This is a genomic window from Spirillospora sp. NPDC048819 (assembly GCF_040650055.1).
Taxonomy (GTDB): Bacteria; Actinomycetota; Actinomycetes; order Streptosporangiales; family Streptosporangiaceae; genus Spirillospora.
On record NZ_JBEZGN010000064.1, the window covers coordinates 14,870 to 31,567 of the forward strand.

At 70.1% G+C, this 16,698-nt stretch carries 12 protein-coding genes; 7 read left to right on the top strand and 5 right to left on the bottom strand.

Features of this window, described 5'->3' with window-relative positions:
- The first annotated feature begins 24 nt into the window (after positions 1-24).
- The 4 genes from AB0C35_RS44070 (at position 25) to AB0C35_RS44085 (ending at position 5,107) form a co-directional block, all read left to right on the top strand.
- A complete protein-coding gene (locus tag AB0C35_RS44070) occupies positions 25-1,779 on the top strand; it encodes an ABC transporter substrate-binding protein (protein ID WP_358469963.1) in 1,755 nt (584 codons plus the stop codon).
- 105 nt (positions 1,780-1,884) lie between these two features.
- A complete protein-coding gene (locus tag AB0C35_RS44075; RefSeq protein ID WP_358469966.1) occupies positions 1,885-2,898 on the top strand; it encodes an ABC transporter permease in 1,014 nt (337 codons plus the stop codon).
- On the top strand, positions 2,898-3,965 hold the full coding sequence (locus AB0C35_RS44080; RefSeq protein ID WP_358469968.1) for an ABC transporter ATP-binding protein: 1,068 nt from the start codon (positions 2,898-2,900) through the stop codon (positions 3,963-3,965). Before AB0C35_RS44075 ends, AB0C35_RS44080 begins: the two co-directional genes overlap by 1 nt.
- Before the next feature lie 23 nt (positions 3,966-3,988).
- Positions 3,989-5,107: an ABC transporter ATP-binding protein gene (locus tag AB0C35_RS44085; RefSeq protein ID WP_358469971.1), complete on the top strand. Its 1,119-nt coding sequence runs from the start codon at positions 3,989-3,991 to the stop codon at positions 5,105-5,107.
- A 168-nt stretch (positions 5,108-5,275) separates the two neighbouring features.
- On the opposite strand, the gene AB0C35_RS44090 is transcribed toward AB0C35_RS44085, so the two are convergent.
- The 5 genes from AB0C35_RS44090 to AB0C35_RS44110 form a co-directional block, all read right to left on the bottom strand.
- On the bottom strand, positions 5,276-7,777 hold the full coding sequence (locus AB0C35_RS44090; protein ID WP_358469974.1) for an FtsX-like permease family protein: 2,502 nt from the start codon (positions 7,775-7,777) through the stop codon (positions 5,276-5,278).
- On the bottom strand, positions 7,774-8,613 hold the full coding sequence (locus AB0C35_RS44095) for an ABC transporter ATP-binding protein (protein WP_358469977.1): 840 nt from the start codon (positions 8,611-8,613) through the stop codon (positions 7,774-7,776). The genes AB0C35_RS44090 and AB0C35_RS44095 overlap by 4 nt, the downstream gene beginning before the upstream one ends.
- A gap of 396 nt (positions 8,614-9,009) precedes the next feature.
- Positions 9,010-9,690 (bottom strand): response regulator transcription factor, encoded by a 681-nt coding sequence (locus AB0C35_RS44100; RefSeq protein ID WP_358469980.1) that lies wholly within the window; start codon positions 9,688-9,690, stop codon positions 9,010-9,012.
- Positions 9,691-9,886: 196 nt separating this feature from the next.
- Positions 9,887-11,110: a sensor histidine kinase gene (locus AB0C35_RS44105; protein WP_358469983.1), complete on the bottom strand. Its 1,224-nt coding sequence runs from the start codon at positions 11,108-11,110 to the stop codon at positions 9,887-9,889.
- Between the two features lie 132 nt (positions 11,111-11,242).
- Complete coding sequence (locus AB0C35_RS44110) at positions 11,243-12,217, bottom strand: PD-(D/E)XK nuclease family protein (RefSeq protein ID WP_358469986.1); 975 nt, start codon at positions 12,215-12,217, stop codon at positions 11,243-11,245.
- A gap of 105 nt (positions 12,218-12,322) precedes the next feature.
- Between AB0C35_RS44110 and AB0C35_RS44115 the strand changes: the two genes are divergently transcribed.
- From AB0C35_RS44115 to arc, 3 genes are all read left to right on the top strand, one after another.
- Complete coding sequence (locus tag AB0C35_RS44115) at positions 12,323-13,513, top strand: site-2 protease family protein (RefSeq protein WP_358469989.1); 1,191 nt, start codon at positions 12,323-12,325, stop codon at positions 13,511-13,513.
- A 76-nt stretch (positions 13,514-13,589) separates the two neighbouring features.
- A complete protein-coding gene (locus AB0C35_RS44120) occupies positions 13,590-14,531 on the top strand; it encodes a tRNA (adenine-N1)-methyltransferase (RefSeq protein ID WP_358469992.1) in 942 nt (313 codons plus the stop codon).
- Between the two features lie 278 nt (positions 14,532-14,809).
- Complete coding sequence (gene arc, locus AB0C35_RS44125) at positions 14,810-16,573, top strand: proteasome ATPase (RefSeq protein WP_358469994.1); 1,764 nt, start codon at positions 14,810-14,812, stop codon at positions 16,571-16,573.
- Positions 16,574-16,698 lie beyond the last annotated feature (125 nt).

Sequence of the window (16,698 nt, forward strand, 5' to 3'; positions counted from 1 at the left end):
GGGGTGCGCCTGCACATGAACAAGATGAGACCAATCGCGGTCTTCGCGGCCGGTGTGGTCGCGGCCGCGGGGCTCGCCGCCTGCGGCGGCGGCGACAGCGGCGACGGAGGCGGCGGGGCCGGCTACAACGCCGGCGTCAACGAAGTCGTCAACAAGTCGGACAAGAAGGGCGGCACGCTCAAGCTCGCCAGCTCCGACGACTTCGACTCCCCCGACCCCGGCAACACCTACTACGCGTTCTCGCAGAACATCGCGCGTCAGTACGGCCGCGCGCTGACGACGTTCAAGCCCGGCGCCGGCAAGGAGAGCCTGGAGGTCGTCCCCGACCTGGCGACCGACCTCGGGACGCCCAGCGACGACGGCAAGACCTGGACGTACAAGCTGCGCACCGGCGTCAAGTACGACGACGGCACCACCGTCACGTCCAAGGACGTCAAGTACGCGGTCGAGCGCAGCAACTACAGCACGGAGCTGCAGCTCGGTCCGAAGTACTTCAAGCAGTACCTCGTCGACAACGACCCCCCCTACAAGGGCCCGTACGACGACAAGAGCGAAAAGGGCCTGGAGTCCATCGAGACGCCGGACGACCAGACCATCGTCTTCCACCTGAGCGAGCCGTTCGCCGAGTTCGACTACCTGGTCGCGATGTCGCAGACCATGCCCGTGCCGAAGGCCAAGGACACCGGCCTGAAGTACGAGAACGCGATCGTCTCCAGCGGCCCGTACAAGGTCGACAACTACACGCGCGGCAAGTCGATGACGATGTCGCGCAACCCGCACTGGAACAAGAGCACGGACCCGATCCGCAAGGCGCTGCCCGACAAGATCGAGATCCAGCTCAAGCAGAACGCCGACGACATCGACCAGCGGCTGCTGGCCGGCACGCTCGACATGGACATCTCGGGCGTCGGCGTGCAGGCGGGAACCCAGCCGAAGGTGCTGGCCGCGGACCAGAAGCCTTTCGTGGACAACCCGATCCAGGGCTTCCTGCGGTTCATGTCGCTGAACGTCCACGTCAAGCCGCTGGACAACGTCCACTGCCGCATCGCCGTGCAGTACGCCACCGACAAGGTCGCCGCGCAGACCGCCTACGGAGGCCCGCTGGCCGGCGGTGACGTCGCCACCACGGTGCTGCCGCCGACGGTCGACGGCTACGCCAAGTTCGACCTGTACCCGCAGAAGCAGGCCGAGAACGGCGGACTCGACGAGGCCACCCTCGCCAAGGCCAAGCAGGAGCTGCAGGCCTGCGGCAAGCCCGAGGGCTTCAAGACCAAGATCTCGGCCCGGTCCGACCGGCCGAAGGAAGTCGCGATGGCCCAGGCGATCCAGCAGAGCCTGAAGAAGGTCGGCATCGAGACCGAGATCGTCCAGTGGCCCGCCGGTGACTACTTCAACAAGTACGTCGGCGTGCCGGACTACGTCCACGAGCACGGCGTCGGCATGATGATCATGGCGTGGGCGGCGGACTGGCCGACCGGCTACGGCTTCCTGGCGCAGATCGTGCACGGTGAGTCGATCAAGCCGTCCGGCGGCACCAACCTCGCCGAGCTCGACGACCCGAAGATCAACAATGCCCTGGACGACGCCATCTCCAACACCGACAAGGCGGCTCGCCTGAAGGCCTACGGCGAGATCGACAAGATGGTGATGCAGACGGCGGCGGAGGTTCCGCTCGTCTACGCCAAGGCGCTGATGTACCGGCCGGAGCGCGTCACCAACGCCGGGATCACCCTCGCCTACGGCGGAATGTACGACTACCTCAACATGGGCGTGGAGTAAGGGTTCCATTCGTCCATGCGTCCCTCTGAAGGCAGGTGAAGGCGACGCTCGCCGGCCGGGCCCGGACCCACAGGTCCGGCCGGCCGGCGGGTGGGGCCGCGTAATGTGTTCCCATACATCATCAGGCGCCTGATCGGTGCCTTCGTCATGTTGCTGCTGGTCAGCCTGGTGACCTTCGGCATCTTCTTCTGGCTGCCGAAGCTCGCGGGGCAGACGACCGACCAGCTCGCCGCCTCCTACGTCGGCAAAGCGCCGAGCCAGGAGGCCATCGAGGACACGAAGGAGCGTCTCGGCCTGGACGACCCGGTCGTCGTGCAGTACGGGAACTACCTCAAGGCCATCGCGGTCGGCAAGGACTACAAGGCCGGCCCGGTCACCGACCACTGCCCGGCGCCGTGCCTCGGGTACTCGTTCCGCAGCAGCCAGCCCGTCCTGGAGACGCTCCTGGACCGCGCCCCCGCGACGGCGTCGCTCGCCGCCGGAGCCGCGATCATCTGGCTGGCCGGTGGCATCACCACCGGCGTGATCTCGGCACTGCGAAGAGGCACCCTCTGGGACAGAACCGCGATGATCATCGCGTTGAGCGGCGTGTCGCTGCCCATCTACTTCACCGGGCTGGTGTCGCTCGCGCTGTTCTCCTACACCTTCAAGATCTTTCCGGGCGGCGGAAGCTACAACCCCGTCACCGAGAATCCCGTGACGTGGTTCCAGTCGCTGGTGCTGCCCTGGGTCACCCTGGCGTTCCTGTACGCCGCGATGTACGCGCGGCTCACCAGAGCGGGCATGCTGGAGACGATGAACGAGGACTACATCCGCACCGCCCGCGCCAAGGGGCTGCCGGAGAAGACCGTCGTCACCAAGCACGCGCTGCGCGCGTCGCTGACGCCGATCCTGACCATCTTCGGCCTCGACCTCGGCCTGCTGCTGGGCGGCGCCGTGCTGACCGAGAACACCTTCGGCATCCCCGGGCTGGGCCAGCTCGCCATCGGCTCGATCCGCAGCGGCGACCTGCCCATGGTGCTGGGCGTCACGCTGATCACCGCCACGTCCATCGTGGTGATCAACCTGATCGTCGACCTTCTGTACGCTGTCGTCGACCCGAGAGTGAGGCTGAGCTGATGACCGGCACCGCGCCGGCCGCGAAGACCGCGGGCGACGGCGAGGCTCCCACGGCGTTCCTCGAGGTCCGCGACCTCAAGATCCACTTCCCGACCGACGACGGCCTGGTCAAGTCGGTCGACGGGCTGTCGTTCCAGCTGGAACGCGGCCGCACGCTCGGGATCGTGGGGGAGTCGGGCTCGGGCAAGAGCGTCACGAGCCTCGGCATCCTCGGCCTGCACAACAAGCGCAACGCCAGGGTGTCCGGCGAGATCTGGCTGGACGGCAAGGAGATCGTCGGCGCCTCGCAGGGCGAGGTCCGCCGCCTCCGCGGCCGCAACATGGCGATGATCTTCCAGGACCCGCTGTCGTCGATGCACCCCTTCTACACGATCGGCAAGCAGATCGTCGAGGCCTACCGGGTGCACAACGACGTCTCCAAGCAGGTCGCGCGCAAGCACGCCATCGACATGCTCGGCAAGGTCGGCATCCCCAAGCCCGACAAGCGGGTCGACGACTACCCGCACCAGTTCTCCGGCGGCATGCGGCAGCGCGCCATGATCGCGATGGCGCTGTCGTGCGACCCGGAACTGCTGATCGCCGACGAGCCGACGACGGCGCTGGACGTGACCGTCCAGGCGCAGATCCTGGACCTGATCCGGGACCTGCAGCAGGAGTTCAACTCCGCCGTCATCATGATCACCCACGACCTCGGGGTGGTCGCGGAACTGGCCGACGACATCCTGGTCATGTACGCGGGCCGCTCGGTCGAGCAGGCGTCGGTGGACAACACCTTCCACCGGCCGCTGCACCCCTACACGTGGGGGCTGCTCGGCTCGATGCCCCGGCTGGACCGCGAGCGGTCCGAGCGGCTCATGCCGATCGTCGGGACGCCGCCGAGCCTGATCAACGTCCCGTCCGGGTGCGCGTTCCATCCGCGCTGCCCCTACCGGGACCTGAACGACGGCAAGAGCGAGACCGAGCGGCCCGAACTGGTCGAGGTCGAGCCGGGCCACAAGGCTGCGTGCCATCTCCCGCTGGGCAAACGGCGGGAGATCTGGAACGACGAGATCCGGCCGAAGCTGTGACGAGCACGGGTGGTAACGAGACTGTGAGCACATCGAAGACCCCGGCGGCCGAGCCCCGTTCGCACGCGAACGGCGAGGTGCTGCTGGAGGTGGACAATCTCGGCAAGCACTTCCCCGTCACCGCGGGGCTGCTGCGCCGGCAGGTCGCGGCGGTCAAGGCCGTCGACGGCGTGTCGTTCTCGGTCCGCAAGGGCGACACGCTCGGGCTGGTGGGGGAGTCGGGCTGCGGCAAGTCCACCACCGGCCGGATGATCATGAGGCTGCTGGACCCGAGCTTCGGGAAGATCACCTTCGAGGGCGAGGACATCACCAAGATGTCGCAGGGCCGGCTCCGGCCGTTCCGCCGCGACCTCCAGATGATCTTCCAGGACCCGTACTCGTCGCTGAACCCGCGCAAGACGGTCGGCGCGATCGTCGGGGCCCCGTTCCGGCTGCAGAACATCGAGGCCAAGCAGGGCGTCAAGAAGGCCGTCCAGGAGATCCTGGAGCTGGTCGGGCTGAACCCCGAGCACTACAACCGCTACCCGCACGAGTTCTCCGGCGGGCAGCGGCAGCGCATCGGGATCGCCCGCACGCTCGCCCTCAAACCGAAGCTGATCATCGCGGACGAGCCGGTGTCGGCGCTGGACGTGTCGGTGCAGGCGCAGGTCGTGAACCTGCTGGAGGACCTCCAGGACGAGCTCGACCTCACCTACGTGGTGATCGCGCACGACCTGTCGGTGGTGCGGCACATCTCCGACCGCGTCGCCGTCATGTACCTCGGCAAGATCGTCGAGGTGGCGGACCGGGCGGACGTGTACCAGCGGCCCATGCACCCCTACACCAACGCGCTGCTGTCGGCGGTGCCGATCCCGGACCCGAGCGAACGCGACAACCGCACGCGGATCCGGCTGCAGGGCGACGTGCCGAGCCCGCTGGACCCGCCGCCGGCGTGCCGCTTCCACACCCGCTGCTGGAAGGCGCAGGACATCTGCCGGCAGGTCGAGCCGCCGCTGATGGAGCTCAGCCCCGGGCACCAGGTCGCCTGCCACTTCCCGGAGAACACCACGGTCAGCGCGACCGACGCGGTCGCCAAGGCCGCGGTGACTCTCACCAAGGCCCAGGCCGACGCCCTCGAGCCCGGCGCCGAGCCCGCGGAGTAGGGCGCCCGCCGGTCCTTCCCCCCCGGCGCGCCTCCCGCACCGGAAAGACCCGGCCCCCTCGCCTTGAGGGGACCGGGTCTTTGCGTGCGCCGGGTCTTTGCGTGCGCCCACCGGGCCGCCGGGCCGTTCCGCCGCGCCGCCGGGGGTCCGGCGGCGCGGCGGGTGCGGTCACTCGGTGGAGATCGCCTTCAGGACGTCCATGCGCCCGGCCCGCCACGCCGGCCACAGCGCCGCCAGCACACCGATCACCGCGGCGACCACCAGGTAGACGACGAGCGTCCCGTACGGGATGGCGAGGACGCCCAGACCGTCGTCGGCGAGCGCGTTCTGCAGCGCCGCGCCGAACGCGACCCCGATGCCCATGCCGAGCACCGCCCCGAACAACGCGATCATGATCGACTCCAGCCGGATCATGCGGCGCAACTGCCGCCGGGAGATCCCGATCGCGCGCAGCAGCCCGATCTCCCGGGTCCGCTCGATCACCGACAGCGCCAGCGTGTTGATCACCCCGACGGCCGCGATGATGACCGACATGATCAGCAGGATCGTCAGGAACGTCACGAACCCGTCGACCTGGGCGCGGGCGTCCTCCTTCAGCGACGCCTGGTCGGCGACCTCCAGGTTCGGGTAGCCGGCCAGCGCCGACTCCAGCGCCGTCCTCGTCGCCGCGTCCGCCTCGGCCGTGTCGACCACCATGATGGACACGGTCGGCTTCAGCGTGTGCTTCAGGTGCGCCTGCGGCGACAGCAGCCGCGGCCCGATCAGGTCGCTCTTGGCGTACACGCCCGACAGCGTGAGCCGCTCGGTCTTCCCGTCCGGGAACTGGGCGGGCACCACCGTCCCGACCTTCCAGCCGCGGTCGGCGGCGGTGTCCTCGTCCACCATGATCGCCGACGGGCCGGCGGCGGCGCTCCCCGACACGATCTTCAGCCGGGCGGCGTCGGTGAGCACCCGCGCGTCACCCGCCACATAGAACACCTCCTTGCCGTCGATCTTGACCTCGCCGTCGTAGGTCGGCGACGCGGTCACCACCCCGGGAACGCCCTCGATCTTCTGCCGCGCCTCGGCGTTCACGCCGCCGGCGCCCTGCGACTGCACCAGGTAGTCCGCGCCGAACTGCGCGTCGACCTGTTCGTCGATCGAGGCCCGCATCGTCGCCCCCAGCACGTTCACCGTCGTGATCAGCGCCAGGCCGATCATCAGCGCCGCGGCGGTGGCGGCGGTGCGGCGCGGGTTGCGCAGCGCGTTCTGCCGCGCCAGCCGCCCCGGCGCCCCCATCAGCCGCGCCGCCGGCGCCCCCAGCACCCGCAGCACCGGCACGCTGATCACCGGCGCGAGCATCGCGACGCCGATGAACACCGCGAACGCGCCCGCGCCGACCGGGACCGCCGGGTTCCCGCCGCCGCCCGCGAGGCCGAGGCCGATCAGCGCCGCGCCGACGGCCGTCAGCAGCGACCCGAGCGCGATCCGGATCCGCATCGACCGCTGCGGCAGCGCCACGTCGTCGCGCATCGCCGCCACCGGCGGGATCTTCGCCGCGCGGCGCGCCGGGAAGTACGCCGACACGACCGTCACCACGATCCCGACCGTGTACGACCAGATCACCGGCGTCGCGGTGAACGTCAGGCCGCCCTCCCCGGCGTCGCCCATCTGCGTCTGCAGCAGCGACGCCAGGCCCGCCCCGGCCGCCAGCCCGAGCGTGGACCCCACGACCCCGACCGCGACGGCCTCGCCGATCACGGCCCGCGTCACCTGCGCGCGGGCCGCGCCGATCGCGCGCAGCAGCGCCAGCTCGCGGGTCCGCTGCGCCACCAGCATCGAGAACGTGTTGAAGATGATGAACGCCCCGACGAAGATCGAGATGAGCGCGAACGCGAGCAGGAACGTCCGGAAGAAGCCCATCATCTGCGCGACGTCGCTCTGCGCCTCCTCACGCAGCTCCGTCCCCGTGATCGCCTCCAGGTTCTGCGGCAGGGCCTGCGCGACGCGGTCGCGCAGCTCCTCCTCCGACGGCCCCGCGGAACCCATCTCGATGTCGCTGAAGTAGCCGGGCTTCAGCAGCAGCTTCTGCGCCGTCGGGGTGTCGAACGCGGTGATGGTCGTGCCCATCATGTTCCCGGTGTCGGCCAGCCCGACGATCTTCATCCGCTGCGGCGGCCCGGCCGTGATGACCTGGGTGGTGTCGCCGACGGACAGCCCGCCGCTCTCGGCGGTCGCCTTGTCGATGACGACCTCGGCCGGGCCCTGCGGCGCGCGGCCGGACGTGAGCTCGAAGAACCCGCTGGTCGTCCAGTTCACGCCCAGCTGCGGCGGCCCGTTCTGCGGCGTCCCGACGATCTCGCCGTCCTTGCCGACGACCGCCGCGTACCCGGTGACGTTCCCGATCGGGTCCTTCACCCCGTCCACGCCCTTGACGGTCTCCAGCACCGACGCCGGCACCGGCTGCGCCGCGGTGCCGTCGTCGTCGCCGCCCACGACCTTCTTCGCCCGGACATCGACGGCGATGTCCTCGCTGATGCTGCTGAAAACCTCGTCGAAGCGCTTGTTCATGCTGTCGGTGAAGATCAGCGTCCCGGCCACGAACGCCACGCCGAGGATCACCGCGACGGCCGTCAGCACCAGCCTGATCTTGTGCGCCGCGAGGTTGCGGAGCGTGACCTTGCCCATCATCGCGCCGTGACCCCCGGCCCCTGCGCGGCCGGCGCGTCCGCGGCGGCGGGCGCCGGGCCGCCGGACTCGAAGCCCTTCATCCGCTCCAGCACCCGCTCGGCCGTCGGGCCCGCCATCGTGTCGACGATCTGCCCGTCGGTCAGGAACAGCACCTGGTCGGCGTACGCCGCCGCGGTCGGGTCATGCGTCACCATCACGATCGTCTGGCCCATCCGCCGCACCGAGTCCCGCAGGAACCCCAGCACCTCCGCGCCGGACCGCGAGTCCAGGTTCCCCGTCGGCTCGTCCGCGAAGATGATCTCCGGGCGGGCGGCCAGCGCACGGGCGCACGCCACCCGCTGCTGCTGCCCGCCCGACAGCTCCGACGGGCGGTGCTTCAGCCGCGGCCGCAGCCCCACCGTGTCGATCACGGTGTCCAGCCACTCCCGGTCGGCCTTGCGGCCCGCGATGTCCATCGGCAGCGTGATGTTCTCCAGCGCCGTCAGCGTCGGCACCAGGTTGAACGCCTGGAAGATGAAACCGACCTTGTCGCGGCGCAGCCGGGTGAGCTGCTTGTCCTTCAGCCGGGTCAGCTCGGTGTCGCCGATGAACACCTCCCCGGAGTCCACCGAGTCCAGGCCCGCCATGCAGTGCATGAGGGTCGACTTCCCCGACCCGGACGGACCCATGATCGCCGTGAACCGGCCGCGGGGAATGCCGACCGTGACACCGTCGAGCGCGACGACCTGGGCGTCGCCGCGCCCGTACACCTTCGCGATCTGCCGGGTCCGTGCGGCGAAGTCGCCCGCCCCGGGCACGGTCTGCGCGCCGGCGGTCGATGGGGCGGTGTTCGTCACGTGAGACTCCCGAAAGGTAAGTGAGTGCGAGTGAGCAGGAACTGCCGGGACCGCGCGATGCCCCCGGCGATCCGACGTACAAAACAGTAGAAGCCCGGCGGCCTCCTGAGATGCACCCCAGGAACGGACTTGGCCGTCCCCCCAGGGCAGGAGACGTGCCCCTCCGGTCGTCCTACCGGAGTAGACGCCTCCTCCTCGAAGACAGGGGTCGCCTCAGGGTCCGACCCTGAGACCGCACGCGCCCGCCCCGCCGCGGCCAGGGCGGGAATCCGGCCCCCGGCCTCTCAGGCGCATCGCACGGCGTGTTCACCCCGCGGCGCGTTCACCCCGCGATGCAGCACCGGCCCGGGTCGGCTCTGAACGGGTCGGCTCCGGCCGGGGATGGCCGGGCCGGGGTCAGGTCTGCCCCGGCCGGCTCAGACCCGTCTCATAGGCGTACACGACCGCCTGCACCCGGTCCCGCAACCCAAGCTTCGCCAGGACGTTCCCCACGTGCGTCTTCACCGTCGTCTCGCTGACCACCAGCTCCGCCGCGATCTCCGCGTTCGACTGGCCCCGCGCCACGTGCGACAGCACCTCGCGCTCACGCTCGGTCAGCGTGTCCAGGCCCGGCGGCGGCGACTGGTCCCGCACCGCCGGCAGCCGCGTCGCGAACCGGTCCAGCAGCCGCCGCGTCACGCTCGGCGCCACGATCGCGTCGCCCGCCGCCACGATCCGGATCGCCGTCACCAGATCCTCCGGCGGCGAGTCCTTCAGCAGGAACCCGCTCGCCCCCGCCCGCACCGCCTCGATCACGTACTCGTCCAGATCGAACGTCGTCAGGATCAGCACCCTCGGATCGTGCGACGCCGCGCCGTCCCGGATGATCCGCCGGGTCGCCTCGATCCCGTCCACACCCGGCATGCGGATGTCCATCAGCACCACGTCCGGCAGCAGCGACCGCGTCAGCTCCACCGCCGCCGCGCCGTCCCCGGCCTCGCCCACCACCGCGATGTCGGTCTCGGCCTCCAGGATGAGCCGGAACCCCGTCCGCAGCAGCGGCTGATCATCGACGAGCAGCACCCGCACCGCGCTCATCGCCGGCCCCCGCCCGCCCGGCGTTCCCGACGCTTCATCGTCCCCGCTCCTCGCCTCGCGACGCTCCGCCCAAATGCGGCGATCCGCCCAACCTACGGTGATCCCGCCAAACTACGGCGATCCAGGTGATCCTGGTGAACCTACGGCGATCCTCCGAACCACGGTGATCCCGCCCAACCTACGGCCTTCCGGGGCCTCACGCCTCCAACGGGAACCGCGCCCGCACACCGAACCCGCCGCCGACCCGCGGCCCGATCCTCAACTCGCCACCGTACAACGCCACCCGCTCGTACATCCCGACCAGGCCATGCCCCGGATTGTCGTCGCTGTCCGCCATGAACGTCGCCGTGCCCCGGCCGTCGTCCTCGATCTCCACCGTCAGGTCACGATCCCCGTAGTACAGCCGCACCCACGCCCGCGCCTGCGGCCCCGCGTGCTTCAGCGTGTTCGTCAGCGCCTCCTGGATCAACCGGAACGCCGCCACGTCCACCCCCGGCGACGGCGACCGCGCCTCACCCTCGATCCACAGCTGCACCGACAGGCCCGTCTCCCGCACATGATCCAGCAGCTCCCCGAGGTCGCCCAGACCCGGCTGCGGCGCCAGCTCCCGGCCCGCCTGCTCGGCGTCCCGGTCCGTCCGCAGCACCCCCACGATCCGCCGCATCTCGCTCAGCGCCGTCCGCCCGACCTCCTCGATCGTCGACATCGCCTCCCGCGCGCTGCCCGCGTCCCGGTCGATGATCCGCCGCGCCGCCCCCGCCTGCACCGTCATCACGCTCACATGATGCGCCACCACATCGTGCAGCTCCCGCGCGATCCGCGACCGCTCCTCGATCCGCGCCGCCCGCGCATCGGTGCCCCGCGCCCGCTCCAGCCGCGCCGCCCGGTCCTCCAGCTCCGCGAAATACGCCCGCCGCAGCCGCAGGTTCCGGCCCAGCACCCACACCCCCACCACCAGCGCGCAATCGGTCACCACCACCGGCAGCGACGTCGGCACCGGCAGCAGGATCAGATACACCAGGAAGTAGACGAACCCCGCCAAGCCCCCCAGGGCGCTCTGCGCCAGCCCCCGATGCGCCGCGACGCTGTACACCGCGATCAGGAACGCCACCACGTCCGGCACCGACGGCGGATACCCCGCCACCGCCATCACCAGCTCGCCCCCGATGATGAACGCCAGCACCGGCAGCGGATGCCGCTGCCGCCACGTCAGCGACATCGTCACCACCACGACCAGCAGCCCGCTCCACACGTCCGGGTCACGGAAGTGGTCGTAATCCGCACCCGTCGGAAGCTCCTCCAGGAACAGCTGCGGCAGCCCCACCAGCAGCAGACCCAACGCGAACAAAGCGTCGGCCGCCTGAGGACGCGCCTTCAACCAGGCGCGGAAGGCAAGAAGACCACGGATGCGGGGTGACACGTCTCTCACCCTAGGAGGTCACACCAGGCCGCGGCCCCTCCTGAACGCGGATCCGCAGTCCTCCCCAAGGAGGACACGCCCGCCCGCACCCTGCAACCGGCCGTCCCGGCAACACCCACCGTGATCGCATCGCTACAGGTCGTCGCGCTCCCGCGCGGCGGCACCGGGCCCCGCCGCGCCCTCCAGATCCGCCGGGGACGGCCGGGACACCGGAACCACCGGCAACGGCGGGGGAGTGCCCCCGAACTCCGGGCACCGCTCCTTGTGATCACACCAATCGCACAGCCGCCCCGCCCGCGGCCGCCACTCCCCGGTGTCCATCGCCCGCCGGATCGCCTGCCACAGCGCCTCCACCTTCCGCTGCGTCGCCCGCAGATCCGCCTCGTCCGGCTCGTACCGCAGAACCTCGCCGTTACCCAGATACATCAGCTGCAGCAGCCGCGGAACCCGCCCCCGCAACCGCCACAGCACCAGCGCGTAGAACTTCATCTGGAACAACGCCCGCGCCTCGAAATCCGCCCGCGGCGCCGTCCCCGTCTTGTAGTCCACGATCCGCACATCACCGCCCGGCGCCACGTCCACCCGGTCGATGTACCCCCGCAGCTTCAACCCCGAATCCAGCACCGTCTCCACGAACAGCTCACGCTCCGCCGGCTCCAGCCGCCGCGGATCCTCCAGCGTGAAGTACCGCTCCACCATCCGCCGCGCCTGCTCCAGCCACGCCGACCGCTCCGCGTCCCCCGCATCCCCGTCCGCGAACAACTCCGCCAGCTCCGGCTCCTCCACCAGCAGCCGCTCCCACTCCGGCCCCAGCAGCTCCACCGCCGCCTCCGCCGTCCGCCCACCCCGCGGAAGATCGAACAACCGCTCCAGCACCGCATGCACCAGCGTCCCCCGCGCCGCCGCCGCACTCGGCCGCTCCGGCAACCTGTCGATCACCCGGAACCGGTACAGCAACGGACACGTCATGAAATCGCCCGCCCGCGACGGCGACAACGACCCCACCACCGCCACACCCGCCCCACCGGCCTCCGCCACGCCACCGGCACCCCCGCCGCCGGCCCCGGACGGAACGGACGCAGCACTACCCGCCTCGGTCGTCGTCATGGCACAGCACACTAGGCGACACCCCCGACGAAAACCCGCACCCGCCGCACCGCGACCCGCCCACCACCGGCCGATCCGCCCGACCGGGGCCGTAGCATCGGTCACGTGACACACAGCGCGCCCCCGACCGAGGGAAAGACGCCCGCCGGAGACCCCGGCCCCGACGACGGCCGCACCACCCGCCCCGGCCTCCTCATGGGCCGCCCCTTCGGCATCCCCGTCTACGTCTCACCCAGCTGGTTCCTCGTCGCCGCGCTCATCACCGTCATGTTCGAAGGACAAGTCCACGACGTCGTCGAACGCCCCCTCAGCTACCTCGTCGCCTTCGCCTACGCCGTCCTGCTCTACGGCTCCGTCTTCGTCCACGAACTCAGCCACGCCGTCACCGCCCGCGCCTTCCGCCTCCCCGTCCGCTCCGTCACCCTCCACGTCCTCGGCGGCGAAACCGCCATCGAACGCGAAGCCCCCACCCCCGGCCGCGAATTCCTCATCGCCTTCGCCGGCCCCCTCGTCAACCTCGTCCTCGCCGGACTCGGCCTCCTCACCCACGCCCTCGTCCCCCTCCCCGACGTCGCCCTCCTCCTCGTCGACGCCCTCACCTTCGCCAACCTCCTCGTCGGCGTCTTCAACCTCCTGCCCGGCCTCCCCCTCGACGGCGGACGCCTCGTCCGCGCAGCCGTCTGGAAAGCCACCGGACACAGCCGCAACGGCGGCATCATCGCCGGCTGGGTCGGCCGCGCCGTCGCCATCGCCTGCCTCGTCGCCGGCGCCTACCTCGCCACCTACGGAACCGGCACCGGCGACGGCGAAACCGGCATCGGCTGGCTCGCCCTCCTCTGGTCCGCCCTCGTCGCCTCCTTCATCTGGGTCGGCGCCACCCAGGCCATCCGCGCCGAACACGTCCGCGACCGCATCCCCCACCTCACCGCCCGCCGCCTCGCACGCCGCGCCACCCTCGTCACCGCCGACACCCCCCTCGCCGAAGCCATCCGCCGCGCCCACCACGACCACGCCGGCGCCATCGTCATCGCCGACCACGACGGCCGCCCCCTCGGACTCGTCAACGAAAAGGCCGTCACCGCCACCCCCGAACACCGCCGCCCCTGGGTCACCGCAGGCGACCTGTCCCGCGGCGTCCACGACGACCTCACCCTCCCCGCCGACATCACCGGCGAAGACCTCCTCGACGCCCTCCGCCGCGCCCCCGCCTCCGAGTACCTCCTCGTCGAACCCGACGGCCGCGTCTACGGCGTCCTCGCCACCACCGACGTCGACCAGGCCTTCACCGGCATCTGACACCACCCCCGGCCCCACCCCGCACGACCCGGGCAGCCGTCAGCCCCACACCCGCCCGCCGCTAGCCTTGACCTCCATGAGCGAACCCCGGCCGAACGGCCCCACACCCACGCCCGGCCGCACACCCCACGGCCCGTTCCGGCCCGGAGACCAGGTTCAGCTCACCGACACCAAAGGCCGCATCAACACCATCACCCTCCAACCCGGCAAGCAGTACCACTCCCACAAAGGCTCCGTCCCCCACGACGACATCATCGGCAGCCCCGAAGGCACCGTCTACCGCGCCACCGGCGGCACCGAATACCTCGCCTTCCGGCCCCTCCTCACCGACTTCACCCTCCGCATGCCCCGCGGCGCCGCCGTCGTCTACCCCAAAGACGCCGCCCAGATCATCGCCGCCGCCGACATCTTCCCCGGCGCCCGCGTCGTCGAGGCCGGCGCCGGATCCGGCGCCCTCAGCTGCTTCCTGCTCCGCGCCGTCGGCGAACACGGCCTCCTGACCTCCTACGAACGCCGCCCCGACTTCGCCGAGATCGCCCGCGCCAACGTCGAGAAATTCTTCGGCGGCCCCCACCCCGCCTGGCGCCTCACCGTCGGCCCCCTCGAACACGCCCTCGCCGAAACCGAGATCGACCGCGTCGTCCTCGACATGCTCGCCCCCTGGGAATGCATCGACACCGCCGCCAAAGCCCTCATCCCCGGCGGCATCATCTGCGCCTACATCGCCACCACCACCCAGATGTCCCGCATCGTCGAAGACCTCCGCGCCCACGGCAACTTCGCCGAACCCCACGCCTTCGAGACCATGCTCCGCACCTGGCACGTCGACGGCCTCGCCGTCCGCCCCGACCACCGCATGATCGGCCACACCGGCTTCCTCGTCACCGCCCGCCGCCTCGCCGACGGCGTCACCCCGCCCACCCGCCGCCGCCGCCCCGCCAAAGGCGCACACCCCGCCCCCGCCGGCCCCACCGCCGACACCGGCGACGCCACGCCCGGCCAACCCGCCGAGGCATAGATCACACCCGCGGCAGGCCCCTACCGCCCCGACACACCCGTGTCCCAACCCACACGCCACCGAACTCGGCAAACCCCCGCCACGACACGCCCGAAACCACGAACCCCCAGGTCCAGGGCCCGTAACCGCACACCCCATACCGCCCCCACAGCACCCCTCCCAACCCTCCCCGAACACCCCCGCACGACACGAACACCGAATGGGCAGGTTACGGAAGCCCTCCAGATAGGTAGGGTCTCAGTAGGTCGTCGGCTCTCTTCGTGAGGAGGTGACGGGGCGTGGCCGCTCGTGACGATGCTGGGGCGCGCAAGGCGCAGCACGAAAAGGAGGTCAGGGACCTCCAAACGCAGATCTCCTTCCTGGAGGAGGAGATCTCCGTGCTGCGCCGAAAGCTCGCGGAATCCCCGCGCCAAGTACGTGTGCTGGAAGAACGCCTCCATGAGGCACAGGCCAACCTGGCCGCCGTAACCGGTCAGAACGAGCGTCTCGTAGCGACCCTCAAAGAGGCTCGCGAACAGATCGTGGCGCTCAAGGAGGAGGTCGACAGGCTCGCACAACCACCCTCCGGATTCGGAGTCTTCCTCGAAGCCCGCGACGACGGAACCATCGACATCTTCACCGGCGGACGCAAACTCCGCGTCAACGTCAGCCCCGCCGTGGACGTCGACGAACTCCAACGCGGCCAAGAGGTCATGCTCAACGAGGCCCTCAACGTCGTCGAAGCGCTCAAGTTCGAAGAGCAGGGCGAAGTCGTCATGCTCAAGGAACTCTTCGACGACGGCCAGCGCGCCCTCGTCATCGCACACGCCGACGAGGAACGCGTCGTCAAACTCGCCGAACCACTGCGCGGAGTACCCCTCCGCGCCGGCGACTCCCTCATGCTCGAACCCCGGTCCGGATACGCCTACGAGAAGATCCACAAGGCGGAGGTCGAAGAACTCGTCCTCGAAGAGGTCCCCGACATCTCCTACAACGAGATCGGCGGCCTCGGCTCACAGATCGAAATGATCCGCGACGCCGTGGAACTTCCCTACCTGCACGCCGACCTCTTCCGCGAACACCAGCTCCGGCCCCCCAAGGGCGTCCTCCTCTACGGACCCCCCGGATGCGGAAAAACGCTCATCGCCAAGGCCGTCGCCAACTCCCTCGCCAAACAGGTCGCCGAGAAGACCGGCCAGGAGGGCAAGAGCTTCTTCCTCAACATCAAGGGCCCCGAACTCCTCAACAAGTACGTCGGCGAAACCGAACGGCACATCCGCCTGGTCTTCCAGCGCGCCCGCGAAAAGGCATCCGCCGGAACACCCGTCATCGTCTTCTTCGACGAAATGGACTCCATCTTCCGCACCCGCGGATCCGGAGTCTCCTCCGACGTCGAGAACACCATCGTCCCGCAGCTCCTCAGCGAGATCGACGGCGTCGAAGGCCTGGAGAACGTCATCGTCATCGGCGCCTCCAACCGCGAAGACATGATCGACCCCGCGATCCTGCGGCCCGGCCGCCTCGACGTCAAAATCAAGATCGAACGCCCCGACGCCGAAGCCGCCAAGGACATCTTCTCCAAGTACATCCTCACCGGACTGCCACTCCACCCCGACGACCTCAAGGAGCACGGCAGCTCGGAAGACGCCACCGTCGAGGCCATGATCCAGCGCACCGTCGAGCGCATGTACACCGAAACCGAGGAGAACCGCTTCCTGGAGGTCACCTACGCCAACGGCGACAAGGAAGTCCTCTACTTCAAGGACTTCAACTCCGGAGCAATGATCCAGAACATCGTCGACCGCGCCAAGAAAATGGCCATCAAACAATTCCTCGACACCGGACAAAAAGGCCTGCGAGTCAACCACCTCCTCGCCGCCTGCGTCGACGAATTCAGCGAGAACGAAGACCTCCCCAACACCACCAACCCCGACGACTGGGCCCGCATCTCCGGCAAGAAGGGCGAACGGATCGTCTACATCCGCACCCTCGTCTCCGGAACCAAGGGCTCCGAAGCCGGCCGATCCATCGACACCGTCGCCAACACCGGCCAGTACCTGTAACGCAACCCACACCTTGACACCGGCGCGGGGGGGGCCCCCCCCGCCGGGCGGCGCGGGCCCCCCCCCCCCCCCCCCCCCCCCCCCCCCCCCCCCCCCCGGGGGGGGCGCCCCCCCCAAAACCCCCC

What these genes read in the sequence shown, in the direction of transcription:
- AB0C35_RS44080 (WP_358469968.1), top strand. Translation starts at nt 2,898, where the DNA reads ATGACCGGCACCGCGCCGGCCGCGAAGACCGCGGGCGACGGCGAGGCT.
- AB0C35_RS44090 (WP_358469974.1), bottom strand. Translation starts at nt 7,777, where the DNA reads ATGATGGGCAAGGTCACGCTCCGCAACCTCGCGGCGCACAAGATCAGG.
- AB0C35_RS44100 (WP_358469980.1), bottom strand. Translation starts at nt 9,690, where the DNA reads ATGAGCGCGGTGCGGGTGCTGCTCGTCGATGATCAGCCGCTGCTGCGG.
- AB0C35_RS44110 (WP_358469986.1), bottom strand. Translation starts at nt 12,217, where the DNA reads ATGACGACGACCGAGGCGGGTAGTGCTGCGTCCGTTCCGTCCGGGGCC.
- AB0C35_RS44070 (WP_358469963.1), top strand. Translation starts at nt 25, where the DNA reads ATGAGACCAATCGCGGTCTTCGCGGCCGGTGTGGTCGCGGCCGCGGGG.
- AB0C35_RS44120 (WP_358469992.1), top strand. Translation starts at nt 13,590, where the DNA reads ATGAGCGAACCCCGGCCGAACGGCCCCACACCCACGCCCGGCCGCACA.